This is a genomic window from Bacillus sp. BK450, assembly GCF_004364885.1.
Taxonomy (GTDB): domain Bacteria; phylum Bacillota; class Bacilli; order Bacillales; family Bacillaceae; genus Bacillus; species Bacillus safensis.
The window spans coordinates 686,543-710,811 of record NZ_SOBQ01000001.1 but is presented as its reverse complement, the minus strand read 5'-3'; the positions used below and the strand labels follow the sequence as shown (position 1 = coordinate 710,811).

At 42.8% G+C, this 24,269-nt stretch carries 31 protein-coding genes, 1 tRNA gene and 2 riboswitches; of the genes, 22 read left to right on the top strand and 10 right to left on the bottom strand.

What is annotated here, in order from left to right:
- The first annotated feature begins 20 nt into the window (after positions 1 to 20).
- The 3 genes from yjbM to EV579_RS03740 all read left to right on the top strand — a co-directional run bounded on the left by yjbM (position 21) and on the right by EV579_RS03740 (position 2,425).
- Complete coding sequence (yjbM, locus tag EV579_RS03750) at positions 21 to 650, top strand: GTP diphosphokinase (protein WP_024425028.1); 630 nt, start codon at positions 21 to 23, stop codon at positions 648 to 650.
- A gap of 63 nt (positions 651 to 713) precedes the next feature.
- Positions 714 to 1,514, top strand: coding sequence for an NAD kinase (locus EV579_RS03745; protein WP_003211364.1), 801 nt, complete (start codon positions 714 to 716; stop codon positions 1,512 to 1,514).
- A gap of 8 nt (positions 1,515 to 1,522) precedes the next feature.
- Positions 1,523 to 2,425: an RluA family pseudouridine synthase gene (locus EV579_RS03740; RefSeq protein WP_073204729.1), complete on the top strand. Its 903-nt coding sequence runs from the start codon at positions 1,523 to 1,525 to the stop codon at positions 2,423 to 2,425.
- 42 nt (positions 2,426 to 2,467) lie between these two features.
- On the opposite strand, the gene prpE is transcribed toward EV579_RS03740, so the two are convergent.
- Positions 2,468 to 3,211 carry a bis(5'-nucleosyl)-tetraphosphatase PrpE gene (prpE, locus tag EV579_RS03735; RefSeq protein WP_073204732.1) on the bottom strand — a complete coding sequence of 248 codons (744 nt, stop codon included), beginning with the start codon at positions 3,209 to 3,211 and terminating at the stop codon, positions 2,468 to 2,470.
- A gap of 161 nt (positions 3,212 to 3,372) precedes the next feature.
- Here prpE and EV579_RS03730 point away from each other — a divergent pair, with 161 nt between their 5' ends.
- From EV579_RS03730 to EV579_RS03685, 10 genes are all read left to right on the top strand, one after another.
- The gene (locus EV579_RS03730; protein WP_073204734.1) at positions 3,373 to 5,214 is read left to right on the top strand and encodes a monovalent cation:proton antiporter family protein; all 1,842 of its coding nucleotides are present in this window, start codon (positions 3,373 to 3,375) and stop codon (positions 5,212 to 5,214) included.
- A gap of 59 nt (positions 5,215 to 5,273) precedes the next feature.
- Positions 5,274 to 5,383: riboswitch (TPP riboswitch) on the top strand.
- A gap of 78 nt (positions 5,384 to 5,461) precedes the next feature.
- Entirely contained in the window at positions 5,462 to 6,172 is a 711-nt protein-coding gene (gene tenA, locus EV579_RS03725) for a thiaminase II (RefSeq protein ID WP_073204737.1), read from the top strand.
- Entirely contained in the window at positions 6,147 to 6,764 is a 618-nt protein-coding gene (gene tenI / locus EV579_RS03720; RefSeq protein WP_073208290.1) for a thiazole tautomerase TenI, read from the top strand. The genes tenA and tenI overlap by 26 nt, the downstream gene beginning before the upstream one ends.
- Positions 6,748 to 7,860, top strand: a complete 1,113-nt coding sequence (gene thiO / locus EV579_RS03715) for a glycine oxidase ThiO (protein WP_073204739.1) — start codon at positions 6,748 to 6,750, stop codon at positions 7,858 to 7,860. The genes tenI and thiO overlap by 17 nt, the downstream gene beginning before the upstream one ends.
- A complete protein-coding gene (gene thiS, locus EV579_RS03710; protein WP_024426466.1) occupies positions 7,857 to 8,060 on the top strand; it encodes a sulfur carrier protein ThiS in 204 nt (67 codons plus the stop codon). The genes thiO and thiS overlap by 4 nt, the downstream gene beginning before the upstream one ends.
- A 4-nt stretch (positions 8,061 to 8,064) precedes the next feature.
- The gene (locus EV579_RS03705) at positions 8,065 to 8,832 is read left to right on the top strand and encodes a thiazole synthase (RefSeq protein ID WP_025093416.1); all 768 of its coding nucleotides are present in this window, start codon (positions 8,065 to 8,067) and stop codon (positions 8,830 to 8,832) included.
- Entirely contained in the window at positions 8,829 to 9,842 is a 1,014-nt protein-coding gene (locus tag EV579_RS03700) for a thiazole biosynthesis adenylyltransferase ThiF (protein ID WP_073204742.1), read from the top strand. The genes EV579_RS03705 and EV579_RS03700 overlap by 4 nt, the downstream gene beginning before the upstream one ends.
- Before the next feature lie 16 nt (positions 9,843 to 9,858).
- Positions 9,859 to 10,665, top strand: coding sequence for a bifunctional hydroxymethylpyrimidine kinase/phosphomethylpyrimidine kinase (gene thiD / locus EV579_RS03695; RefSeq protein ID WP_073204745.1), 807 nt, complete (start codon positions 9,859 to 9,861; stop codon positions 10,663 to 10,665).
- Positions 10,666 to 10,815: 150 nt separating this feature from the next.
- A complete protein-coding gene (fabI, locus tag EV579_RS03690) occupies positions 10,816 to 11,592 on the top strand; it encodes an enoyl-ACP reductase FabI (protein WP_024425017.1) in 777 nt (258 codons plus the stop codon).
- A 113-nt stretch (positions 11,593 to 11,705) separates the two neighbouring features.
- Complete coding sequence (locus tag EV579_RS03685) at positions 11,706 to 12,392, top strand: CotO family spore coat protein (protein ID WP_133743987.1); 687 nt, start codon at positions 11,706 to 11,708, stop codon at positions 12,390 to 12,392.
- Positions 12,393 to 12,427: 35 nt separating this feature from the next.
- On the opposite strand, the gene EV579_RS03680 is transcribed toward EV579_RS03685, so the two are convergent.
- From EV579_RS03680 to EV579_RS03660, 5 genes are all read right to left on the bottom strand, one after another.
- On the bottom strand, positions 12,428 to 12,871 hold the full coding sequence (locus EV579_RS03680) for a CotY/CotZ family spore coat protein (RefSeq protein ID WP_044334783.1): 444 nt from the start codon (positions 12,869 to 12,871) through the stop codon (positions 12,428 to 12,430).
- A gap of 203 nt (positions 12,872 to 13,074) precedes the next feature.
- The gene (locus EV579_RS03675; RefSeq protein WP_003211658.1) at positions 13,075 to 13,566 is read right to left on the bottom strand and encodes a CotY/CotZ family spore coat protein; all 492 of its coding nucleotides are present in this window, start codon (positions 13,564 to 13,566) and stop codon (positions 13,075 to 13,077) included.
- 146 nt (positions 13,567 to 13,712) lie between these two features.
- The gene (locus EV579_RS03670) at positions 13,713 to 14,216 is read right to left on the bottom strand and encodes a spore coat protein (protein ID WP_024425014.1); all 504 of its coding nucleotides are present in this window, start codon (positions 14,214 to 14,216) and stop codon (positions 13,713 to 13,715) included.
- Positions 14,217 to 14,304: 88 nt separating this feature from the next.
- A complete protein-coding gene (locus tag EV579_RS03665) occupies positions 14,305 to 14,640 on the bottom strand; it encodes a hypothetical protein (RefSeq protein WP_024425013.1) in 336 nt (111 codons plus the stop codon).
- 42 nt (positions 14,641 to 14,682) lie between these two features.
- Positions 14,683 to 15,078, bottom strand: a complete 396-nt coding sequence (locus EV579_RS03660) for a spore coat protein (RefSeq protein ID WP_238550033.1) — start codon at positions 15,076 to 15,078, stop codon at positions 14,683 to 14,685.
- Positions 15,079 to 15,245: 167 nt separating this feature from the next.
- Between EV579_RS03660 and EV579_RS03655 the strand changes: the two genes are divergently transcribed.
- The 5 genes from EV579_RS03655 to spoVIF all read left to right on the top strand — a co-directional run bounded on the left by EV579_RS03655 (position 15,246) and on the right by spoVIF (position 16,726).
- Positions 15,246 to 15,596, top strand: coding sequence for a DUF1360 domain-containing protein (locus tag EV579_RS03655; RefSeq protein WP_024425011.1), 351 nt, complete (start codon positions 15,246 to 15,248; stop codon positions 15,594 to 15,596).
- A gap of 71 nt (positions 15,597 to 15,667) precedes the next feature.
- Positions 15,668 to 15,796, top strand: a complete 129-nt coding sequence (locus tag EV579_RS19250; RefSeq protein WP_259279657.1) for a hypothetical protein — start codon at positions 15,668 to 15,670, stop codon at positions 15,794 to 15,796.
- 90 nt (positions 15,797 to 15,886) lie between these two features.
- Positions 15,887 to 16,108: a hypothetical protein gene (locus EV579_RS03650; RefSeq protein ID WP_024425010.1), complete on the top strand. Its 222-nt coding sequence runs from the start codon at positions 15,887 to 15,889 to the stop codon at positions 16,106 to 16,108.
- Positions 16,109 to 16,192: 84 nt separating this feature from the next.
- Complete coding sequence (locus EV579_RS03645) at positions 16,193 to 16,330, top strand: YjcZ family sporulation protein (protein WP_024425009.1); 138 nt, start codon at positions 16,193 to 16,195, stop codon at positions 16,328 to 16,330.
- A gap of 138 nt (positions 16,331 to 16,468) precedes the next feature.
- Positions 16,469 to 16,726 (top strand): sporulation-specific transcription regulator SpoVIF, encoded by a 258-nt coding sequence (gene spoVIF, locus EV579_RS03640; RefSeq protein ID WP_008348417.1) that lies wholly within the window; start codon positions 16,469 to 16,471, stop codon positions 16,724 to 16,726.
- Between the two features lie 16 nt (positions 16,727 to 16,742).
- Here the strand turns inward: spoVIF and EV579_RS03635 are convergent, their stop codons facing one another.
- Entirely contained in the window at positions 16,743 to 19,055 is a 2,313-nt protein-coding gene (locus tag EV579_RS03635) for a UvrD-helicase domain-containing protein (protein WP_044334810.1), read from the bottom strand.
- A gap of 126 nt (positions 19,056 to 19,181) precedes the next feature.
- Between EV579_RS03635 and EV579_RS03630 the strand changes: the two genes are divergently transcribed.
- Entirely contained in the window at positions 19,182 to 19,439 is a 258-nt protein-coding gene (locus EV579_RS03630; RefSeq protein WP_103132083.1) for a hypothetical protein, read from the top strand.
- Between the two features lie 82 nt (positions 19,440 to 19,521).
- Here the strand turns inward: EV579_RS03630 and EV579_RS03625 are convergent, their stop codons facing one another.
- The 3 genes from EV579_RS03625 to EV579_RS03615 are packed head-to-tail and all read right to left on the bottom strand — an operon-like array spanning position 19,522 to position 21,271.
- Entirely contained in the window at positions 19,522 to 19,956 is a 435-nt protein-coding gene (locus EV579_RS03625; protein WP_103132082.1) for a GNAT family N-acetyltransferase, read from the bottom strand.
- 6 nt (positions 19,957 to 19,962) lie between these two features.
- Complete coding sequence (locus EV579_RS03620; protein ID WP_024426454.1) at positions 19,963 to 20,478, bottom strand: YjcG family protein; 516 nt, start codon at positions 20,476 to 20,478, stop codon at positions 19,963 to 19,965.
- Positions 20,479 to 20,530: 52 nt separating this feature from the next.
- A complete protein-coding gene (locus EV579_RS03615; RefSeq protein WP_133743986.1) occupies positions 20,531 to 21,271 on the bottom strand; it encodes an alpha/beta hydrolase in 741 nt (246 codons plus the stop codon).
- 221 nt (positions 21,272 to 21,492) lie between these two features.
- A riboswitch (SAM riboswitch) is annotated at positions 21,493 to 21,614 on the top strand.
- Between the two features lie 78 nt (positions 21,615 to 21,692).
- On the opposite strand from EV579_RS03615, the gene EV579_RS03610 reads away from it, so the two are divergent.
- The 3 genes from EV579_RS03610 to EV579_RS03600 all read left to right on the top strand — a co-directional run bounded on the left by EV579_RS03610 (position 21,693) and on the right by EV579_RS03600 (position 24,190).
- Entirely contained in the window at positions 21,693 to 22,811 is a 1,119-nt protein-coding gene (locus EV579_RS03610; protein WP_133743985.1) for a methionine biosynthesis PLP-dependent protein, read from the top strand.
- A complete protein-coding gene (gene metC / locus EV579_RS03605) occupies positions 22,808 to 23,986 on the top strand; it encodes a cystathionine beta-lyase (protein WP_133743984.1) in 1,179 nt (392 codons plus the stop codon). The genes EV579_RS03610 and metC overlap by 4 nt, the downstream gene beginning before the upstream one ends.
- Before the next feature lie 131 nt (positions 23,987 to 24,117).
- Positions 24,118 to 24,190, top strand: a tRNA-Val gene (locus EV579_RS03600).
- Positions 24,191 to 24,269: the final 79 nt, after the last annotated feature.

Here is a 24,269-nt window from a genome sequence, read left to right as displayed (position 1 = left end):
ATGGAATTGGGGGAAGTTTCATGGACAAAAAACAATGGGATCAATTCCTCGCACCGTATAAACAAGCAGTCGAAGAATTAAAAGTGAAACTAAAAGGCATTCGAAAGCTGTATGAATTCGAGGATGACCATTCACCAGTAGAATTTGTCACAGGCCGAGTGAAACCCGTTGCCAGCATATTAGAAAAGGCAAAGCGTAAAAACATCCCGATGCATGAGATTGAAACGATGCAGGATATTGCTGGGCTTCGCATTATGTGCCAGTTTGTAGAAGATATACAAGTCGTGAAAAAAATGCTCCAGTCACGTAAAGATTTTGTGGTTGTAGATAAACGCGACTATATTGCAGAACATAAAGAAAGCGGATACCGCTCTTACCACCTTGTTGTGTTATATCCGCTGCAAACCGTAAGTGGAGAGAAACAGCTCCTCGTCGAAATCCAAATTCGTACGCTTGCGATGAATTTTTGGGCGACCATTGAGCATTCTCTGAATTATAAATATAGCGGGAATATCCCGGAGAAGGTCAAGCTGCGCCTTCAAAGAGCATCTGAGGCAGCATCTCGTCTCGATGAAGAAATGTCCGAAATCAGAGGGGAAATTCAAGAAGCACAAGTGGCATTTTCCCGGAAAAAGAAAAACGACAGCTGAGCCAGTTTGATCAAATATGATGCTGCCCTCTCATAGCAGCAAGGTGAAAAAGGAGAAGAATTCATGAAATTTGCAGTTTCTTCAAAAGGGAATTCTGTATCTGACACGCTCAAAAGTAAAATTCAGACCTACTTATTGGATTTTGGGATGGAACTAAATGAAGAGGAACCGGATCTTGTCATTACGGTTGGTGGAGACGGCACCCTTCTTTATGCGTTTCACCGTTATAGCGACCGTCTAAATGAAACAGCTTTTGTCGGTGTTCATACAGGTCATCTTGGCTTCTATGCTGACTGGGTGCCGAGTGAAATTGAAAAACTCGTCTTAGCCATTGCGAAAACGCCTTATCATATTGTGGAATATCCGATCTTAGAAGTCATTGTCAGATACAACGACGGCGGCAGAGAAGAGAAATATTTAGCAATGAATGAATGTACGATTAAAAGCATGGAAGGGACACTTGTGGCAGATGTTGAAATTAGAGGCCAGCTGTTTGAAACATTTAGAGGTGACGGCCTTTGTTTGTCTACACCATCTGGCAGTACGGCCTATAATAAGGCACTGGGTGGCGCCATTATTCATCCTTCCATTAGAGCCATTCAGCTGGCGGAAATGGCTTCAATCAACAACCGAGTGTTTCGGACGGTCGGTTCACCGCTTATTTTGCCTGACCATCATACTTGTGTGATTAAACCGAGGAATGATGTCGATTTTCAGGTGACCATTGATCATTTGACACTGCTTCATAAAGACGTCAAATCCATTCAATGCCGGGTGGCAGACGAGAATGTCCGTTTTGCCAGATTTAGACCGTTTCCGTTTTGGAAAAGGGTGCAAGATTCCTTTATCGGAAAAGGAGAATAAGAAAGAGGTTGTTCCCGCTGGAATACTTTACGTTAAACAAAACCATAACAGCCAAAGAAGAAGGGCTGCTTTTAAAGGAATATTTAATTGATCTTGGTATTTCGAAAAGAATGCTGACGGATATTAAGTTTGATGGCGGTGACCTCCTCATTAATGGAGAGCATGTTACCGTGAAGTGCGAGCTGCATGAAGGGGACAGACTCACCATTTTATTTCCCGAGGAAAAAGTGAGTGAAGGGCTGAAGCCTGCACCGATTCCACTTGATATTATATTTGAGGACGAGCATGTCCTTGTGCTGAATAAAAGGCCGTATATTCCTTCGATCCCTTCTCGGGAGCACCCTGAGCACAGTATTGCGAATGGATTACTGCATCATTATGCCAAGCAGTCTGTTAGGCATACGGTTCATTTGGTAAACCGTCTTGATCGTGATACATCTGGTGTCATGCTTGTGGCGAAGCATCGGTTTGCCCATAGCCTTTTATCAAAGGCGCAAAAAAGTGGAGCGGTTAAACGAACATACAGAGCCTTTACACATGGCATGATCACAGAAAAACATGGAACGATCGCTGCAAAAATTGCCCGGAAAGGGGATAGTATTATCGAGCGGATGGTTGATGATGCTGGGCAGGAGGCAGTAACGCATTATTCCGTGCGAGCGGTAATCGCTGAGTTGAACATGTCGGATGTGTCTCTCTCACTTGAAACCGGGAGAACACATCAAATTCGTGTTCATATGCAATTTCTTGGGCATCCGCTCATCGGAGATACGCTGTATGGCGGAACGACCGAGCGGATAGACCGGCAGGCACTGCATAGTGAAACCCTTGCGTTTCCTCATCCGATGACAGGTGAGCAAATGACATTTTCAGCCCCGCTTCCTGATGATATGAAATCATTGCTTTTTTAACATAGAGAAACCCGGTCACCTGCAGCGCAGGGCCGGGTTTTTTTATGATGTGAAATGCTGAAATCTAGAATCGTCATAAGGCATGGATGAAGGAACGGAGACCGTTTTAAGCTCAGGGTATGTGAGGGCAGACAGCTTGTTGCCAAATACGCAGCCTGTATCAATATTGACCGTTCTGCCAACGAATCGAGGTTCTTTCACTGGTGTATGGCCATACACAATCCACGGTTTTCCGTGATATTCCTTTGCCCAGTCCTTGCGAACAGGCCGCCCATCTGGCCATGTTTCTCCTGTGACGGCACCAAATAATAAATAGGACCGCATTTGTTTATTCGGCTTTTTTCCAATATCCTTTTCCTTCATCGCTGCGTGTGCAATGATCAGCTCATCAGGAATGAGTACATCATAAAGCGGAGCCTTCTCGAATAACTGCTTAAATTCATGTGACAATTTGTTTTGTTCATGGATTGGCAGTTTTTTTATTTCGTGCACTGTGGTTTCGATGCCATGAAGCAATTTGACGGGATTTCCTTTTAAGTAGCGATAAAGCTTAAAGCAGTGGTTGCCAGGTACATAACGGATTGCGCCGTGTGAATAGGCATGAATGACAAATCGCATGACGTCTACTGACCGAGGTCCACGATCTGTTAGATCACCAACAAGGGCCAGCGTTCTCTTATCAGGATGGACGGGTAATCCATGTTTGAGTTCGTATCCTAGTTTGTGTATGAGGGTAAGCAGCTCTTCGTAGCAGCCATGGATATCACCAATAATATCGAATTTCATAAGGTTTCCTCCTGATTTTTTCATCCATTCATCGGATATAAAGAAGTTTGAATTTTAGAAAATATAACGAATGGCTTTCATTTCATTTGGGCAATTGTTAGAATCAATGCTTTAACGTAAGACTTAAAAAATTAAACATGAATGTTAGGAGGCTTTAGCCAATGGAGCATACATCTGTTTCATCACTCGTTGTCGTTATAATTGTCGCCTTTTTCACCCCTATTTTATTGCACCGATTTAAGCTGACCATTCCGGTCGTTGTAGCTGAAATCATCATGGGGCTCATCATTGGGAAAAGCGGTCTTCAACTGGTTGTCGAACATGATGCGTGGTTAGATACATTATCCATGCTCGGTTTTATTTTTCTGATGTTTTTAAGTGGACTTGAAATAGATTTTTCTTCTTTTGAGTCAAAGAAGAAAGCACGAGAACTTCCAAATGGTTTAAAAGAACCAAATACATTTAAAGCAGCCACCATGATTTTTCTTGGGGTATTTTGTATTTCCTTTATCCTGTCCTATGCGTTTGTACTCGCAGGGTTTATCCAAAATGCCTTTTTAATGACGCTCATTATCTCTACCATTTCATTAGGCGTAGTGGTGCCAACCTTAAAAGAGGAAAAGTTGATGCAAACGAATATCGGTCAAATCATTCTGCTTGTAGCTGTCATTGCCGATTTGGTCACGATGATTTTGCTTGCTGTGTTTTCCTCCATTTATGGAGATGGAACAGGGAACATGTGGCTCCTGCTCTTATTATTTGCTGCAGGCATTCTTCTTTATTTATTTGGCCGCGTATTTAAGACAAAGTCAATTTTTCAGTCGATGTCTAAAGGAACCGTGCAAATTGGGACAAGGGCAATCTTTACTCTCATTATAGTCTTAGTTGCCTTATCTGAATCACTCGGGGCTGAAAATATTCTAGGGGCGTTTTTAGCTGGCGTGCTTGTGTCCCTTCTTTCACCAAATAAAGAACTCGTTCAGCAGCTGGACTCATTTGGCTACGGATTTTTAATCCCGATTTTTTTTGTGATGGTCGGAGTGGATCTGAATATATGGGCACTGTTTAAGGACCCAAACATCATGATCATGATTCCGCTTCTGTTTATTGCGCTGCTTATGAGTAAGCTAATCCCGATTCTTTATCTGAAAAAATGGTATGATATGAAAAAGGTCATTGGCTCCGGCTTTTTATTAACTTCAACTTTATCTCTCGTCATTGCAGCTGCGACGATTGGTGAGCGGCTCGGTGTCATTGATCATAAAATGTCAGGAGCGCTGATTTTAGTTGCTGTGCTAACGAGCATTTTAACACCTGTTTGGTTTAAAGCGCTGTTTAAAAAAGAACAAGCGGCAAGCCATAAGAAGCGTGTGACCTTTATTGGAGCAAATCAGCTGACCTTACCTGTCACACTTGATTTACATCAGGATGAATATGACATTCGGATTTTGCATGTTTTTCAAGAAAATAAGGAAGCACTGCTGGCAGACTCTATCTTTGAAGTCGAATCAATTGAACAATACGACGATGAGACGCTGAGAAAGGCAGGCGTCGGTCAAGAGGATGTCCTTGTCGTCGCAACAGGCAGTGAGACGAAAAATAAGGAAATTGCTTTATTTGCAAAAGAAGAAGGTTCAAAACAAGTCATTGCAAGTGTCAACAAAGCAGAGGCAGAGCTGATATTGAAGGAAGCGGGAATTGATACGTTTTCTACTTTCCTGTCATCTAAAACGGTGCTAAGAGCTTTGATTGAAGCACCTGATGCGATTCGATTGCTAACAAATGAGGATTCTTCTTTGTATCAAATTCAAATGAACAATCATCGTTATCATAATGTCATGCTGAGAGAATTTCCTTTCACCGGTGATTTGGTATTTGTCCGCATTTTTAGAGGGGTAGACAGCTTAGTACCGCATGGCGATACGACACTTAGAAGCGGCGACCGTGTGCTTGTATCGGGCTCCCGAGAGTATGTGGCAGGACTAAGAGCCCAATTAGAATGACAATGAACCCTTGACCAATGAACAATTCCTGATTAAGATAGAGGTACAACATCATATATTTGATCCACTAGGGGAGTCCTTTAAAAGGGCTGAGATAAAAGTGTCGACTTTTAGACCCTCATTACCTGAACAGGTTCATACCTGCGTAGGGAAGTGGTGCGGTTTTTGACTATGCTTTTTACAAATTCCAAGCCACTTTCCACGCGGAAAGTGGCTTTTTTATATGGAAAAACAGGAGGAGAGGAACATGACGTTTTCAACAGAATGTAAAGAGGCTGCAGCAACATGGTGGAATGGAAGCTTTACACATCCTTTTGTCAAAGGGATTGGAGATGGCACACTTTCACTCGATCGTTTCACCTATTACGTGATGCAGGATTCTTATTATTTAACTCATTTTGCAAAGGTGCAGGCATATGGAGCGGCGATAAGTGATGACTTACATACGACGGGCAGAATGGCGTATCATGCCCAGGGCACGTATGAAGCAGAGCTGTCGCTGCATAGGAAATTTACAGAGCTTCTGCAAATTTCTGATGAAGCCATTGAGAACTTTAAGCCTTCTCCCACTGCTTATGCGTATACCTCTCATATGTACCGATCTGTAAAAAGCGGACGGTTTGAAGAGATTTTAGCCGCATTATTACCGTGTTACTGGCTCTATTATGAGGTAGGTGAAAAGCTGAAACAAACAACACCTGACCATCCAATTTACCAAGAATGGATTTTGACATACGGAGGCGATTGGTTTAAGGAACTCGTCTTCGAACAGGTGAACCGCTTTGATGAACTAGCAGAAAAAGCACCAGACCATGTACGGGCCAATATGAAAGAAAATTTCGTGATTTCAAGCTATTATGAATATCACTTTTGGGAGATGGCGTATCAAAAAGAAATGTGGCAAACAGCATGCTTAGATGGGGTTGGTGCAAATGGAACTCCACGCAGTGACAAATGATTCCCTTCCTGCGGGTGAACTGATCAAACAAATAAAAGTTATAGCGTCTGAAGTGGATTTTATTCATATTCGTGAACGGTCTAAAACTGCGAGTGAGCTTGTTGATCTCGTGAAGAATCTCCTTTTAGAAGGTGTACCGAAAGAAAAGCTCGTGATCAATGACCGTGTAGACGTTGCACTGCTTACCAATATTCACAGGGTGCATCTCCCGGGCCACAGCTTTTCGCCAAAAGAACTGCGAAAAAAATTTCCTCACCTTCATGCGGGAGTATCTGTCCATTCGATAGAAGAAGCGAAAGCAGCAGAGAAAAATGGAGCAGAGTATGTCATGTTTGGGCACATATATGCTACCTCTTGTAAACCAGGACTTCAGGCAAGAGGTGTACAGCTTGTGAAGAAACTGACTTCTGCACTAACGATTCCAGTGGTGGCCATCGGCGGGGTGACCCCAGAACGAGTTCCAGAATTGAAACAAGCAAATGTGAAAGGAATTGCTGTCATGTCTGGGATTTTTGCTCATCATCAGCCGCGTATGATGGCACAAGCATTTTCTGAAAAGGTAAAGGAGAATCCTTATGAAAAAGCATTATGACGTTGCAATCATTGGTGGTGGAATCATAGGGGTCTCCATCGCCTATCACCTTGCAAAAGCAGGAAAACAGGTGGTCTTATTTGAAGCGAATGAGATAGGGAAGCAAACGACAAGTGCGGCTGCCGGGATGCTCGGTGCACATGCTGAAGGAGAGGGTCATGAGGATGTTTTCTTTCAGGCAGGCAGAGCAAGCCAGGCATTGTACGAAAAATTAAAAGTCGATCTTCTGCATGAATCAGGCATTGATATTCGAACTTCAGCGGGCGGTATCATGAAGGTCGCCTTTACAGAAGAAGAGAAACAAGCCCTTTGCCGGATGCAGCATTTGTCTACATTTAAATGGCTTGACGCAAGCAGCGTAAAAAAATGCATGCCTCAAGTTACAGATCACATGCTGGGAGCAGGTTTGATTGAAGAGGATGTGCATGTGGAACCTTACGCTGTATGCAGGGCTTTATGGCAGGCGGCCGTCCGGTACGGGGCAGATGTGAAAGAGTGTACACCTGTGATCGAAGTGAAGCGGGACAAAGAAGCGTTAACTGTCAGAACAACGAAGGGCGCATTCACATGTGATGACCTGACAGTCGCAAGTGGTGTATGGTCTGGCCGTTTTTTTGAAGAGCTCGGATTATCGCATTCTCTTTATCCAGTAAAAGGGGAATGTGTGTCTGTATGGAATAACGGTCCAGCGCTCGCACACACCATTTATCATGATCATTGTTATATCGTTCAGCGAGATAGCGGAAAGCTTGTCATCGGCGCAACGATGAAGCCAAACGAGTGGCAGACAGTTCCAACGCTTGGCGGCATGGAAGCTGTGATTCAAAAGGCGTCTCAGCTTATGCCTTCTATTAAGGAGATGCCGATTGAAGAGTGCTGGGCAGGCCTTCGTCCGGCGACAAACGACCGGCATCCTTATATCGGAAGACATCCAGAAGACAAGCGTATTCTTTTTGCTGCAGGGCATTACAGGAATGGCATTTTACTTGCGCCGATTACTGGAGAAATCATTCGTGACCTGATATTAGACGAACCGGTCAAAGAGGAATGGCTTCACGCGTTTCGTATTGGACGAAAGGAGGCACTATTCGTATGAAGATTCAATTGAATGGCAGAATCGTTGATTTCGATCAAGAGAATGGAACGATCTATGATCTGCTATCAGCCTATCAGCTTGAAAACCGTGTGGTGATCGTTGAAAAGAACCATGAAATCATTGATAAAGAAGCGTTTCAACAAGTAGAAATTCAACCAAATGACACGATTGAAATCGTTCATTTCGTAGGAGGAGGATGATCCAATGCTGCACATTGGCGGAAAAACATTCACATCAAGACTATTACTCGGAACAGGAAAGTACCCATCATTTGAGGTTCAAAAAGAAGCGGTGAACGTATCGGAAGCCGAAATTTTAACCTTTGCCGTCAGAAGAATGAACATATTCGAAGCATCTCAGCCTAATTTTTTGGAGCAGCTTGATTTATCAAAATATACGCTGCTTCCGAATACAGCTGGAGCAAGTACAGCAGAAGAGGCAGTGCGTATTGCCCGTTTAGCAAAGGCTTCTGGGCTTTGTGACATGATCAAGGTAGAAGTCATTGGCTGTTCAAGGTCTCTTCTGCCAGATCCAGTTGAAACATTAAAAGCATCTGAAATGCTGCTCGAAGAAGGATTTATCGTGCTGCCGTATACATCTGATGATGTGGTGCTGGCAAGAAAATTAGAAGAACTCGGTGTCCATGCTATCATGCCTGGTGCTTCACCGATTGGTTCAGGCCAAGGCTTACTAAATCCTTTGAATCTCTCATTTATTATTGAGCAGGCGAAGGTGCCGGTCATTATTGATGCTGGCGTAGGTTCTCCGAAGGATGCAGCTTATGCGATGGAGCTTGGAGCAGACGCCGTATTACTAAATACCGCTGTGTCCGGTGCAAAGGATCCTGTGAAAATGGCAAAAGCAATGAAACTGGCGATTGAATCAGGAAGACTAGGCTATGAGGCAGGACGTATTCCGCTGAAAAACTATGGGACAGCGAGCAGTCCACAGGAAGGAATGCCGTCATTTTGAGCACTCGTTATTCACGCCAAGAGCTTTTTCAGCCAATTGGAACAGAGGGACAAAAGCAGCTAAATGACTCAAAGGCGGTCATTATTGGAGCGGGGGCACTTGGAACCGCAAGTGCTGAAATGCTCGTTCGTGCCGGCGTTGGTTCTGTCACCATTTTGGACCGAGATTATATTGAATGGAGCAACCTTCAGCGTCAGCAGCTTTACACGGAGCAAGACGTGAAGGATCGGCTGCCAAAAGCTGTGGCTGCTGAAAAAAGACTCAAGCAAGTAAACAGTGACGTGCACATCAAAGGAATCGTAATCGATGTGACTGCTCACAATATTGACGAACTTGTCAGTGAGGCTTCAATCATTGTCGATGCAGCGGATAATTTTGAGGTAAGAATGATCGCAAATGATGCCGCTGTCAAACATCAAATTCCGTTCCTTTATGGGGCCTGTGTAGCCAGTTATGGCATTCAATTCACTGTGATCCCTGGTGAGACGCCGTGTTTACACTGTCTGCTTGAACATTTACCCGCACAAGGCATGACATGTGATACAGCAGGTATCATTAGTCCAGTTGTGCAGCAGGTGGCCGCATATCAAGTGGCAGATGCACTTAAATATTTAACAGGACATCCAGTGACGCCAATATTAAAATCCTTCGATTTATGGAAAAATGAACGGTCTGACATTCGGTCGGCCGCGTCTTTAAAGAAGAAGCAATGTCCAAGCTGTGGACTAAAGACCTATCCATTTCTTTCATATGACAAGAGAGCGAAGGCAGATGTACTATGCGGCCGCAATACGGTACAAATCCGCAGTGCAGCAGAAACACCGCCGCCTTTACATGAAGTAGCTCTTCGGTTAAAGAGGGCAGGGATGGATGTGCTTGAAAATCCATATTTGCTTTCGTGTCAAAAGGATGAGTTTAAGCTTGTCTTATTTAAAGATGGCAGAGCGCTTGTACATGGTACGAATGATATTGCCAAAGCAAGAACCATTTATCATCAATGGATTGGCTAATGAGAGGTGTGAAGAAATGACGATCAAAAAAGCATTCACAATCGCGGGTTCTGATTCTGGCGGCGGAGCAGGCATTCAGGCAGATTTGAAAACTTTTCAGGAGCTCGGTGTGTACGGAATGTCTGCGATCACAGCGATTACTGCGCAAAACACACTAGGTGTTCATGGGATATACCCGCTTTCAATTGAGGCGTTAGAGCGTCAAATAGATGCAGTGGCAGAAGACTTACCGCCAGATGCCGTCAAAACAGGGATGCTGTGGAGTGCAGACATGATCAAGATTGTAGCTGAAAAAACGGTTCAATATGATATGAAGCTGATTGTAGATCCAGTCATGATCGCAAAAGGAGGGGCCTCTTTATTAAATGAAGATGCGGTCGCTGCGATGAAAACACACTTGCTGCCTGTCAGCTATGCTGTAACGCCGAATCTTCCTGAGGCAGAAGTACTGACAGGGATACAAATTCAGACGAAAAAGGACCGCTATGTGGCAGCGGAGCACCTTTATGAGCTAGGTACGAAACATGTCGTGATTAAAGGCGGCCATGGTCCATCTGATGGGATGATTACAGACCTGCTGTATGATGGAAAAGGCTTTATTGAAGTCACAAATGAACATATTGATACACCGCATACACATGGCACAGGCTGCACGTTTGCAGCAGCATTAACAGCTGAAATTGCGAAAGGATATTCGATGAAGGAAGCCTTTGAAACAGCAGAAACCTTTGTTCATGAAGCCATTAAATTCCCTTTGCGTATTGGATCTGGACACGGGCCTACGAACCATTTTGCTTATCAGCAAAACAGAATCAAACGATAAAGAAATCGAACCGTCTTCACTTATGAAGACGGTTTTTTCGCAAAAATGAAACTTTCTTTCAGCGAAAATTGTCATTCTCTTATGATCTGTGATAATATTATGATCAGGTACTAATACTATGTCTTGAAAAAATAGGAGGCTTTATTACATATGAACTTTTCTTTAGAAGGCCGTAATATCGTGGTTATGGGTGTTGCCAATAAACGAAGCATCGCTTGGGGAATTGCCCGCTCACTTCATGAAGCTGGAGCTCGTTTGATTTTTACTTATGTTGGAGATCGTCTTGCTGAATCGGTAAAAGAGCTGGCAAGCACACTTGAGCGTGATGATTCTATCATTCTTCCATGTGACGTGACAAGTGACGAAGAAATCGAAAAATGTTTCGCTGCAATTAAAGAAAAAGTACAAGTCATTCATGGCGTTGCGCATGCCATTGCATTTGCAAACAAGGAAGAGCTTGTTGGAGAATACTTGAACACGAACCGTGAAGGTTTCCTTTTGGCGCACAACATTAGTGCATACTCATTAACTGCTGTAGCAAAAGCAGCACGTCCATTGATGACAGAGGGTGGAAGCATTGTGACGCTTACATACCTCGGCGGAGAGCGTGTTGTATCAAACTACAACGTAATGGGTGTAGCGAAAGCATCACTTGAAGCAAGTGTGAAATATTTAGCAGCTGATTTAGGCGCAGAGGGTATCCGCGTGAACAGTATTTCTGCTGGTCCAATTCGTACGTTATCTGCAAAGGGCATCAGCGGCTTTAATACCATTCTGAAGGATATTGAAGAGCGTGCACCGCTCCGCCGTACAACAACTCCTGAAGAAGTTGGCGATACAGCTCTATTCTTATTCAGTGATCTATCTCGCGGCATGACAGGTGAGAATCTGCATGTTGATTCCGGCTTCCATATCATTGCCCGCTAAACGAATACATGACTTGCAGCATACCGATGAAGGGTATGCTGTTTTTTATTTTTCTTCTGATTTGAGGCCTCCGTTCATATATATAAGGAATGAATCATTCGGGAGGGATTAGTATGTCAAATAAAGGTGATGAGAATCAAAAGCCGCTGATGTATATTGTTCAGCCGAGCTATCAAGAATCAAAGCCGGCCATGCAAAATATTGTGAGAAAGCGAAAGAAATCAGAAAAACAGCCAGAAAGTGAGACCAATGTAAAAGATGTGATCAAAGAAAGCACGCAGGAGGAACCTGCCGCTCAAGAAATAGAGCATAAAAAAGAAGCCGAGCCGCCTAAACTTCAACAAGAACGAGATATGACACACGAAGCTGAGTTTACAGAAGAACAAGAGATCACACAAGAAGCAGAGGCTACACAGGAACAAGAGGATACACAAGAAGCCGAACTTACACAGGAACAAGAAATCACACAAGAACCAGAGCTCATACAAAAGCGAGAGCCTCAAGAAGAAGAGGGAAACCAGCCAGAAGGTGTTTTTCATGAAACAAAAGAAGAACCAAGAAGAAAACGAGTGAAAAAGCCTTTAAGTCAGATGAGTATTGATGAAAAAGTCGATTTTCTCACAAGACTGCCTCATAATATGCCAAGAGCTCTTTGTCTGATTGAAGCTGATGGTAAAACATATAGAGGAATCATCATGGATCGAAAAGATGATACTGTGATTATTCGTACAGCAGGCGGGGGAAATCCAGTCGAATTAGCGATTGCTGAGATTACTTCCATCCATCCGCTAGGTTTTTAACTAATAAAAAAAGTCCCTTATAGGGACTTTTTTTGTTAGCAGTTACGATTGATGAGTCGTGGGTTTAGGCACTCGATTGCACAGAAGCAGTCAAGGTCTACTTCAACGCAATACTTCGATTTTTCTAATCGGAACACATCACATAAAGAATCTTTATCTGTAAAATCTAAAATATGACGGTCTTTGTCAAATGCGATAAGCAAGCTGAGTGTTGCGCAGTGATCACAGATGTGTTCGACTCTGAAAAATGCAGTGCTGAAGCAAGGACCTGGATCTACTTCTCCGACGTTTCCGAATGCGACGAATGGTTTTGATTTGGATGTAAAGAGAACAAACGGGACAGTGTCACCTAATGAATGTGATGGAGAAAGGAGATTGCTGTAACAGCTGGTCGGGCACTCTTCTTTGACAGCATTTTGCAAGTCGCTAATGTTTTCAACAGCCTCTGTTACACAGCTCCATGAATGGTTGCGGCTCATATTCAACCCTCCTATACTAGGAAATTTGTTTGAGTGTTTGAGCACTGTCATCATCTACAAGCTATCTTTGCCGGCTCGTGCATCTACTTTTAACCAATGCGGAAGCGGCCGCTTCTTATGCTGACTGCTCCGCATGATTGGCTGTCATTCGTGAGGAAGGGGATGCTTTGACTCATGACAAGTTAGATCAGCGGCCTGTTGATTTAGCCGTGGTGATGATGCTTTTTATCTTTCGATGGCATGACTCTGTCGACAAGCTCTGGGTTTAAGCATTGGATTGCGCAGAAGCAGTTTAAATCAACCTCAATACAAAAGTCCGTTTTTTCTAGACCAAAGAAGTCAGGGTCACAAGGGTGACACACGCTCAGCGTATGTCCGTGTACATCAACTGGTCTTAATACAGATAACGTAGCACAGCAGTCGTGTAATTTTTCAACCCGGAAGAAAATAGATTCGAAGCATTGGCAATCGTCAACGAATCCTCCAATGTTTCCGAAAGTAGAGAACAACCCGCCCTTTTTATCAAAAAGTAAAAACGGAATCGTATCTTTTCCAGAAACTGTTGGGCTTAATAAATTACTGTAGCAGCTCGTAGGACATTTATCTTCTACAGCTTCCTGCTCTGCTAAAATCTTATCAACCGCATCGCATACACAGTTTTCATCATGTCGGCCATGGTGTTTTCCGCAGCTCATGGATTTCAGCTCCTTTAACAAGGTATTTGACTTTAGTCCTTAACAACATATGTATGCGCCCTCTAGTTGGTGTGGGTAAATGACCATTTATATTTGTTGTATTTTTATAAAAGGAAAAGCAGAGCTTTTCGCTCTGCTTTTGGACATTAGAGGATGCCGATTGCAACGATTGTCGCAACAAGAGTTTGTGTAAGTGTTTGGATTGCGATAGAGATGTCCGCATCGATTGTAGAGACTGTAACGTTTCTTGAATTTTCGATGACAAGTTTTTGGCGGTTTGTTTGTTTGTGAGTAGCAGCTTGTAAGAGATCCTGCGTGACGCGGTCTGCCAAATCACCGTCTGCGATTGAGATATTTGTAATGGTGATGATCGCTGTTTGAATCGCTACTTGGATAGATGCTGCAACCTGTGCATCGACAGAAGATACGTTAATGTCACAAGAGTCTCTGACGATAATGACTTCCTCAGATGTCTGCTTTGTGAAGCTTACTTGATCCAAGTCTTGTAAGATATCTTCATCATCATAATAATCGTCACAAAGTGCTTTTCTTTCATAGTTGCAATCGTCGTGGTGTTCGTGGTGTCTGTGGTGTCCGTGGTGTGTACAGTTACGATCTAGAGCGACCCAAGAATATGGTTTAGAATCCATTTCTATTCCTCCTTCCGTTTACTTTATTAAATGCTGGAATGCGTGGTTTTGTCTCGGGCATTTACCCTAGCAGGCAACCCATTTTTATTTAATCGTTATTACGCTGCGCATTACGACGCTGCTGAATACGATTTCGAAGTGAGTTTCGATTTGGACGTACTTTTGGTTCAGGCACTACTTCTTCCGGCTGTTTTGCTGCCTCAGCCTGCCTTTTTTTCTCCTGCTGCTGTTCTACGAAATCATTTGCTTTCTTTTGTAAGTCCTCGACTAATTTCAAAATCATTCTTCTTTGATCGTCTGAAATTTTTGCTTTCTGATCATCAGTGATATTGTTTTTGTTTAACACATCACTGACAAGAAGACTTGTTAATGGATCAATATCCGTATTGATTTGAAACTCCTTTTTTTCGTTCTCTTCAGCCACGATGATTTCACCTCTTTCATACGTCATTAGAAAAAGAAAGGGTCAAAGAATGCCGACTTCAACTAAGAGCACATTCAATGTTTGAGTGAGAATTTGGACGGAGTTCATAATGGATGCATCTGATAATGTTATCGTAATGTTATAGCAGTTGATGATTTGAATCACAGTTTTCTTTTGGACTTCCACTTGTTGTGTGGATAAAAGCTGGTCTGTGATGTCAGCAGCCAATTCATCGTCTGGTACAAGAATTTGGATTAAAAGAGTAATGATTGTCGTTACGGTCGCTTGAAGGGAGAGTGCGGCTGTTACATCTGTTTTATGAATTGTGACATTTTCGGAATCTTTGATCTCAATGAAATCATCATAATTGCTGATTAATTCGTTTAACAGTTGTGTATACAATTTTTCAGCACTTTCTTCAATAGACAATACTTTCACTCCTTTCTTATCTATACATTATTTAATGCAACAAGGACGCAAGGTGGAATCGGAAAGTGTGAAAAAGTACAACCCAATTTTATTTCCGCTCGATTCATCATGACGGTCTTTTTTCTTGCATATATAAAGAAAGGACGGAAAAAGAAGAAAGAAGGAGGTGGAGGCTTCTGAGCGGTGCTTTGTCATTTGTCGTGTTTGCCCTCGCATCCTTTAGACTGACGAGACTGATTGTGTTTGATACCATTACTGCGCCATTCCGCCGTCTATTTCATGAAGAACAGGAAGAGGTAAACGAACAAGGTGAGGTCGAAACATATATCATCATTAAAGGGGAAGGACTGCGGTCTTGGATTGGAGAACTGTTAAGCTGTTATTGGTGTACTGGCATATGGTGCACTGCTGCCTTACTTCTGATATACATACTTTTTCCTGTCATCAGCATGTGGCTTAATTTACTATTAGCGATTGCCGCAGCAGCAGGCATCATTGAAGCGGTTGTCTCGAAGCTTGTGAAATAAACAGGCATTCTGATCAGACACGCTTTCAATAAATGCATATACTATCATGGAATAGGAAAGGAAGGGTTGCGATGAAACCAACTGAAACGCCGTCACATATGCTTCAAGGTTATCCAGCGCAGTCAAATCAACAATCAGTATATACGAAGAAAATCAAGAAAAATGGCTGCGGCTGTGGAAACAAAAAGAAACCTCAATAATAGAAGAGAAAAACAAAAGCCGGATTTATCCGGTTTTTTTGTTGCCCTTTTTTTGAGTGATGCATATGTAAGAGAGAAGGGGTGACCAGAATGGATGCATTCGAACAATTAATCGGTTCTTTGTTCACTAAACCGCATGATGGGAAAGAACAAGCGCACGAGAAGGCTGAAATGGATCTAACGGATAAAGCGAATGATCTTGAGGAGCACTTAAAAGCATTTGGCGTGAAGATGGAGGCTTTTGCGAAAGAAACAGAAGCATTCATGATGCGTCATACAGAGGCAGATTACGTCTTTAAACAGCAGAAATAAAAATTCCGCACTTTTTTATGTGATCGTCCAAACCATTTCTTGCATTTTTCATACTTTGTAAGGGAGAAGAGGAGGTGCTTAAATATGAGTTACGGTTACGGTGGCGGTTGTTGCGGCGGCTACGGTGGTGGCTACGGCGGCGGATATGGATCAACATTTGTTCTTGTCGTAGTGCTTTTCATCCTTTTAATCATCGTTGGTGCTTCTTTCTTTAACTACTAAAAAGTAAGAAGGTGAGGGAAGCAAGGGGGAAGCCTTTTGCTTTCCTTTCTCTTTGGTCAAACAAGGCTTTAGGATAGGCACATATCCCGCCTATTTTCATATAGTAAGGTGATTACTCCACAAAGAGGAGGCAAATGAATGGATAATAAATTCTTTAAAAGCGTAGAAAACAAAACCGGTGTGAATATGAATGATGTGTTTAAACTTGCAGGTTCTTTGCAAAATGCCAACTTTAAAGATGAGAATACCGTTCGAGGTGTCATTAAAAAAGTAGCACAGCTTGCGAACAAACGTGTACCTAAAGAAATGGAAGACAAAATCGTTCAATCGATTACAAGTGGAAAAGAAAAGCTTGATTTCAATACAATCGCTAAAATGATGAACAACAAAAAATAAGCAACAGGCTCTCCGTTTAAAGGGGGGCCTGTTGTTTTTGCGTAAATAATTCACGGTTTTTCTTTAGAAGAGGATACAAAAAACGAGAACGATGAGCCGTTTTTCCTCGTCTAAATGAAGGAACAGACAGATAAAGAGATTGTTCAGCTCTTGTCATGGCCACGTATAATAAACGGCGCTCTTCTTCGAGCGCTTCTTCATGACCGTTTCTGAGTTCATCCAGTGAGAAATCATGAGGCAGTGCTCCGTCGACCACACAAGTGATGTATACTGTCTGGAATTCAAGTCCCTTTGCGCGGTGGATCGTCATGAGCTGAACACCGGGTTCATCTGTTTTTTCCTTTTCGGCAGACTTCATATGTTCGGCATGTGCGAGAAAGGCTTCAATCGTTTCAAAGCGTTTGGCGGCTGTTTTCACATCACGTACATCATCCGCCCCTTTTTCAAGTACATTCGTATCGTTCACCCGTTTTTTTAAGTAATCACCGAGTCCCATCTTTTGTTCAATAAATGTCACCGCGTCTGATGGCTTTAATGTTCGTAATGTTCGGAACAAAGGAACGATTGATTGCAGCTTTTTCTGTTGAAACGGCTGTATATCTGTCAGTTTTCCGAGCGCTTCTACCATTGAGCAATCTTCTGTGATGGTCAGTGCCTTTAGTGTATTCAGGGTTTGCTGCTTTAAAAAGAAAACCGGCAGCAGCTGTTTTATGGCGGCCACATCGTCTGCATCCTGACTTAAGGAAAGAAAGGCGAGAAGAACCCGAACCATTCGTCTGCTGTAGAAGGCTTTGACGCCAGCATCCGTCTCATATGGAATCGCCGATTGATGCAGCCGTTCATAAATCGCACGGCCGCCTGTATTTGTTCGAAACAGCACGCAGAAGTCATTCGGCTTTGCACCATTTTTAATTTTCTCCTGAATATCTGCGACAATCATGGTCGCTTCCTCTTCTTCATCATATGGATAGAAGAGCGTCGGAGGAATTTTCTCCGCGCGCACGGCTTTTAACGTCTTCTCATAACGATGCTGATTTTTCTTAATAATCGCATCAGCACTTGCGACAATTGTATGATGAGAGCGGTAATTCGCATGTAAATGGACGATCTGAGCCGAAGGATAGTCCTGTTTGAATTCAAGAATGAAAGCTGGATTGCTCCCTCTAAAGGCGTAAATGGCTTGATCATCATCCCCTACACAAAATAACTGCTCTGATTCTCCGGCTAAAAGCTGAATTAATTGATATTGCACTGGATTAATATCCTGAAATTCATCCACTAAAATATACTGGAATCGTTCTTGATACCGTTTTAGCAGTTCTGGCTGTTCTGTGAGCATATGTAAGCAGGCAATCGCCATATCATCAAAGTCAAATTGCTGATGATCTCGTTTTTGCTGTTCATATGATTGATAGATCGTCCACATGTGTTTTTCCTTTTCATCCTTCAAATCAGGAAGTTCACCTGGTAAAAAAGCATTTTTCCAATAGCCGATCGATTGCAGTACTTGATCGGTAGGGTAGTCTTTCTCATCAAGTCCTTCATTCATCATAGCTTTTCGAATGTATTGCTCCTTTTGCCAGTCAAACTTGATCAGATGCTGGCCGTTCCATTTGTTTGCGTCATTGTGAAGCAGCATTTTATAAAAAAGACTGTGGAAGGTGCCTGTCACTACTTGGCTGGCTTGTGAAGGATGAAGCTGGTATTGCTTGCGCAGTCTTTCTTTCATCTCATTGCTCGCTTTTGTGGTGAAAGTTACGAGTAAAATATGGTGAGCAGGAATATGATGATGGGACATGAGATAAGCCGCTCTAGCCGTCAGGACTCTTGTTTTCCCGCTGCCGGCACCAGCCAGCACAAGCATCGGACCATCTAAATGTGTGACAGCTTGAAGCTGCGGTGTGCTAAAGGTGATATGCGGGAAGAGGTCGATCGTATGAACTTCTTCATTCTCTTCTAAATGTAAGGCGTCGCTAAATTGAATCGACCTTGGTTCCTGCCAGTCATATGATTCGCTCGTTTGCGAGATGATCTGTTTGCCGGTTGGAAAACGGAAGCCTCCAAGTTCTTTATAGGAAGCCTTTTCCTCTTGTTCAGCCGTTTGATGATGATCTGCTTGTTCTTCAGCTTTTTCACAAATCTCTTGCTGAGATATGTGCTTATGAATAAAGGCAGGTTCATCATGTATATTTAATCTAAAAAAGACCGGTTGTCCGCAATATGGGCAGAATAATTGTCCTTTTTTTCCCTCGTCATGGAGGAATTGATAGTGTTCTCTCGAATACGTATGTAATGAGATCGTTCGATCATGTCGTCGTGCGCATTTCAAAGCTAGTCCTCCAATAGTCAATCAATCTTAAAATGAAACACATCTAATCATATCAAATGAGGCGTGTTTCAAACAGTCATAATTAGGGAATAGTAGAATAGAAGAGAAGCAAAGGAGGCGTTCTTGATGGGATATATAGCCCCGATTCAGCCGGATCTGTATTTTCAATATATCAATCGTCCAGCTCCTCAGGATAAAGAAGACTATGCGAAAGTAACAAAGGTTTCTCGCACCTTTCATGACAAGATATACAGAGAGCTGGAGAAAAAAGAGGACTTAGTGACAGAAGCGGAAATGAAAGTACAGCAAAAAAAGCGGGAACGCTTTGTACGAGATATGTTTATGGAGGAAGGCAAGGGCATTCATATTAATACGTATATATAAATGATTGCGCTTTCCTCCTGTGACGAACGATAATGAAAAAGAAAAAGCCAGGGCATCTTGAATGCTCTGGCTTTTCTTTTGGTCAAACAGACAGCGTTTTTGTCATTTTGACATGTGTGATTCCCGCTTCTTCGAACGGTTCAGAAACCGCTTTGTAGCCTTTCTTTTCGTAGAAAGGAAGAGCTTGGACTTGGGCATGCATAACCGCTTCTTTTGCTCCATTAGCAATCGCTTCTGTTTCTAGCGCCTCTAATAGCTTGTGGCCAAGGCCGAAGGAGCGCGCCTCTTTTAACACACAAATGCGTTCAAGCTTTGCCTTTGATTCCTCAATGATCCGCAGTCTAGCGGCCGCCTGAGGTTTTTTGTCATCATTGTAAATGACAAAATGGGTGGCTTTGTCCTCTAGTTCATCTATTTCGATCTCTACTGGAACTTCTTGTTCTTTTACGAATACTTCTTTTCGAACGTAGTATGCATCTTCTCGTTGTGTTTGTTCTGTTGCGATGACTGTTTTCAAATGTCTTTAACCCTCTTCTCCTAAAATAAATGTTTCATAGACGGTCCAAGATCCGTTCTCTAATTGATATAAAAGGTGGAAGCGATCCACTGTTTCTTCATGGTCAATCTTTCTCAGCTTTAATGTGCCAAGTACGTCTGAATGCTCATCATCTGATAATTTTTGAGCCACTGTCACATGAGGAACAAAGGCATATTCAGGTGTACCAGCAAGTGGATCTGCGTACAATCTTTCATTGAGCGCCATGATGTCCTCGTTCGGTTCTACTTTCATATAAATGACGTTGTTTACAGGAGCGAATGAACTGAATTTTTTAATACGTAACGTAATAGGAGAAGCATTTTTTGCATAATCTCTTAACGTTGAGACGACCTCAGCCGCTTCTAGATCCGTTAATTCAAAAGGTGTTCTTAATGTTAAATGAGGCGGTATGAGTGCATAGTTCGGATCATAACGCTTCCGGTAAGAGTTCGCAATATCTTGCAATTTTTTTGATGGAAATATAACAACTCCGTATTTCATCATGTTCCCTCCTGAATAAGAAAGTATTTATTATTGTTTATTATAACAAAATTCAGTTGATTAACGAATATGGGAGCATTCTTTTTAACGAAGGCGCAATGAGCGGCTGCCAAAACGTCCATTTATGATCCCCTTCGAATGTCTCAAATAAATAATCTGCTCCAGATTGTTCAAGAAGAGTCTTTAAATCATCATTCGGCTGAACAAAATCAAGCACCTGGCCATCTGTTGTTTTCACAGCCGTTTCCTCAAGCCCAATTTGATGGATAATGGCATAATGAGAAAGGGCTGTTGATTGTTTGACGGCTTCTAAAACCGATTCGTCAACGTAAGGGGACTGCAAAATCAGCCCGCCAAATAAAGAAGGATAATCAATGGCTGTCATGAGGGAAATCGTCGCACCCAGTGAATCACCAATAAACGTCCGTCCTGATCCAATTTGATAGGTTGGATAGTGTTGATCAATATAAGGAACCAGTTCATTGGCTAAAAAGCGTTTATACGCTTCAAACTTTGTACCGTCTGGATGGTACGTGTTTCGTCTTTCAGTGACATTTTCATAAGGAATACCAATGATAATCGAGCGTTCCATTTCTTTGTTTTGCATCAATTCTTCTGCCTGTCTGCCTATTTTGCCTAGGCGGAAATAATCATGACCATCCTGGGCAATGATGACATGATATGTATAAAGGGGGGAGTAATTGACTGGCAAATAGATCAAAATGGTCATGTCCGCCCCAAGTTCTTTTGACTGTAAGGTTTCTTCTTGAATGATTCCTGTTTTCTTCACCATAATCCATTCCTCCAGCTAACCAAATTCATCATAAAGTGAAACGTTTCCATTCATTGTAACATGAAAAACAGCGTTGTTCCTATATGCTAACATGCAATCAAATCGTATAACATCGATTCTTTTATAAAATACAGAAAATTTTAATTAATCATGACATTTCCCCTTGAAAAATGAGATTTAATGGGTTACAGTATTAAGAATTAGAACAGACAGACAACACATTCTTATCGTGAGAGGTGGAGGGACTGGCCCTTTGAAACCTCAGCAACCGGTATGCATCACTTCATGTGATGTACCAAGGTGCTAAATCCAGCAAGCAGCTTTTTTGCTTGGAAGATAAGAGGAAGCGATTAAACCCCTTCTTCTTATGAAGAAGGGGTTTTCTGTTTTGAAATCAGATTTTTACTTAGGATGGTGTCAAATGACAGAACATGTGGAAACGAAATTAGCGCAGATTGGAAACCGTAGCGAAGAGGTGACTGGCACTGTCAGTCCTCCCGTTTATCTTTCGACAGCATATAGACATAGAGGTATAGGGGAATCTACAGGATTTGATTACATTCGAACGAAAAACCCAACAAGACAGCTCGTAGAGGATGCAATTGCTTCACTCGAAGAAGGGACGGCTGGTTTTGCCTTCAGTTCGGGAATGGCGGCGATCCAAACGATCATGGCTCTATTTGAAAGCGGAGATGAACTCATCGTCTCTTCAGACCTATATGGCGGTACATACCGTTTGTTTGAAAACGAATGGAAAAAGTACGGATTACGTTTTCTTTATGATGATTTTTCAGATGAAGACTGTTTACGCTCTAAAATCACGCCAAACACAAAAGCGGTCTTTATTGAAACACCGACAAATCCACTGATGCAGGAAGCAGATATTCAAAAAATAGCGAAGATTGCAAAAGAACATGGCGCTTTGGTGATTGTCGATAATACTTTTTACACACCAGTCTTGCAAAAGCCGATTACGCTTGGAGCGGACATTGTCATTCATAGCGCAACCAAATATTTGAGCGGACATAATGATGTTCTTGCCGGGCTTGTGGTCACAAATGGAGAGCAGCTGTCTGAAGACATGTTCCAGCATCAAAATGCGATAGGAGCGGTTCTATCACCATTTGACTCATGGCTTTTAATGAGAGGAATGAAAACACTGGCTCTTAGAATGCGCCAGCACGAGGAAAATGCGAAGGCGCTGGCTAAGTTTTTAAAGAAACAGCCAGAAATTCAAGATGTGCTTTATCCAGGAAAGGGAGGCATGCTGTCATTCCGAGTAGCCAAAGAGGACTGGGTCAATCCATTTTTGAAACAGCTGAAAACGATTTGTTTTGCTGAAAGCCTTGGCGGAGTCGAAAGCTTCATTACGTATCCTGCAACACAAACGCACATGGATATTCCAGAAGAGATTCGCATTGCAAACGGTGTATGTAACAAGCTGCTCCGTTTCTCTGTTGGCATCGAGCATGTAGATGACTTGAAAGCAGACTTGAAACAGGCACTATCACAAGTAAAAGAGGAGGTACACGCCAAATGACCACACACGATTGGACACTCGAAACAAAACTCGTTCATAATGCGTTTAAAACAGACCGTTCAACAGGTGCAGTCAGTGTACCGATTCAGCATGCATCCACCTTTCATCAAAGCAGCTTCGATGAATTTGGCCAATATGACTACTCCAGATCGGGAACTCCGACACGTCAAGCATTAGAGGATACGATTGCAGCGCTGGAAGGAGGAACGAGAGGGCTTGCCTTTGCATCAGGCATGGCAGCCATTTCAACCGCTTTTCTTCTATTATCAAAGGGAGATCACGTCCTTGTCACAAGAGATGTGTACGGCGGGACTTTCCGAATGATCACCCAAGTTCTTTCAAGATTTGGAATTGAGCATACCTTCGTGGACATGACCGATTTGAATGAAGTCAAAAGAGGCATTCAATCAAATACTAAGGTCATTTACATGGAAACACCGTCAAATCCAACACTAGGGATTACAGATATTGAAGGTGTTGTCCAGCTTGCAAAAGAGCATGACTGTCTGACTTTCTTAGATAATACGTTTTTAACACCTGCGCTTCAGCGTCCGCTGGACCTTGGTGTTGACGTTGTTCTGCACAGCGCAACGAAATTTTTAAGCGGCCACAGTGATGTGCTGTCAGGCTTAGCCGTGGTGAAAGATGAGAAGCTCGGAGACGAACTCTATTCGCTGCAAAACTCCTTCGGTGCGGTCCTTGGCGTGCAGGACTGCTGGCTTGTGTTAAGAGGGTTAAAAACCCTTCAGGTGAGATTAGAAAAAGCAAGCCAAACGGCATTTGAACTCGCTACATTCCTCAAAGAACATCCTGCGGTGAAAAAAGTATACTACCCAGGCTTAGATGACCATCCGGGGGCAGACATTCAGCGCAAGCAAGCAAGCGGGGCAGGAGCGGTTCTCTCATTTGAACTAGAAAACCAAGCGGCAGTCAAAGAATTGGTGGACGCTGTCACATTACCTGTATTCGCCGTCAGCCTCGGCGCCGTCGAATCCATTCTGTCGTACCCAGCCAAAATGTCACATGCGGCTATGCCAAAAGAAGAAAGAGAAAAAAGAGGGATTACAGATGGGCTGCTTCGTTTAAGTGTCGGAGTTGAAAACGGAGAAGACCTCAAACGCGACTTCAAACAAGCACTTGATCAACTAAAGCCCGTCCTTGTGAACCAATCATAAAGAAGGAGAAAAAAAGCCGGCAAGACCGCCGGCTTTTTGACCTTTTTTGAACAAAACCATTGACGGCTTAATATGATGGTTATATAATAGAGACTGTCAGTAACAGAAAGCCCAGAACTGATACATAACCCGATTCCGTAGCTCAGCTGGGAGAGCGCTACCTTGACAGGGTAGAGGTCGCTGGTTCGAGCCCAGTCGGAATCATCGTTGAAACCCTTGCGTAGCAAGGGTTTTTTTGTTTTTTAACAACGAATATTTGTTCCGTTTCTTTTGGTTGGGGACG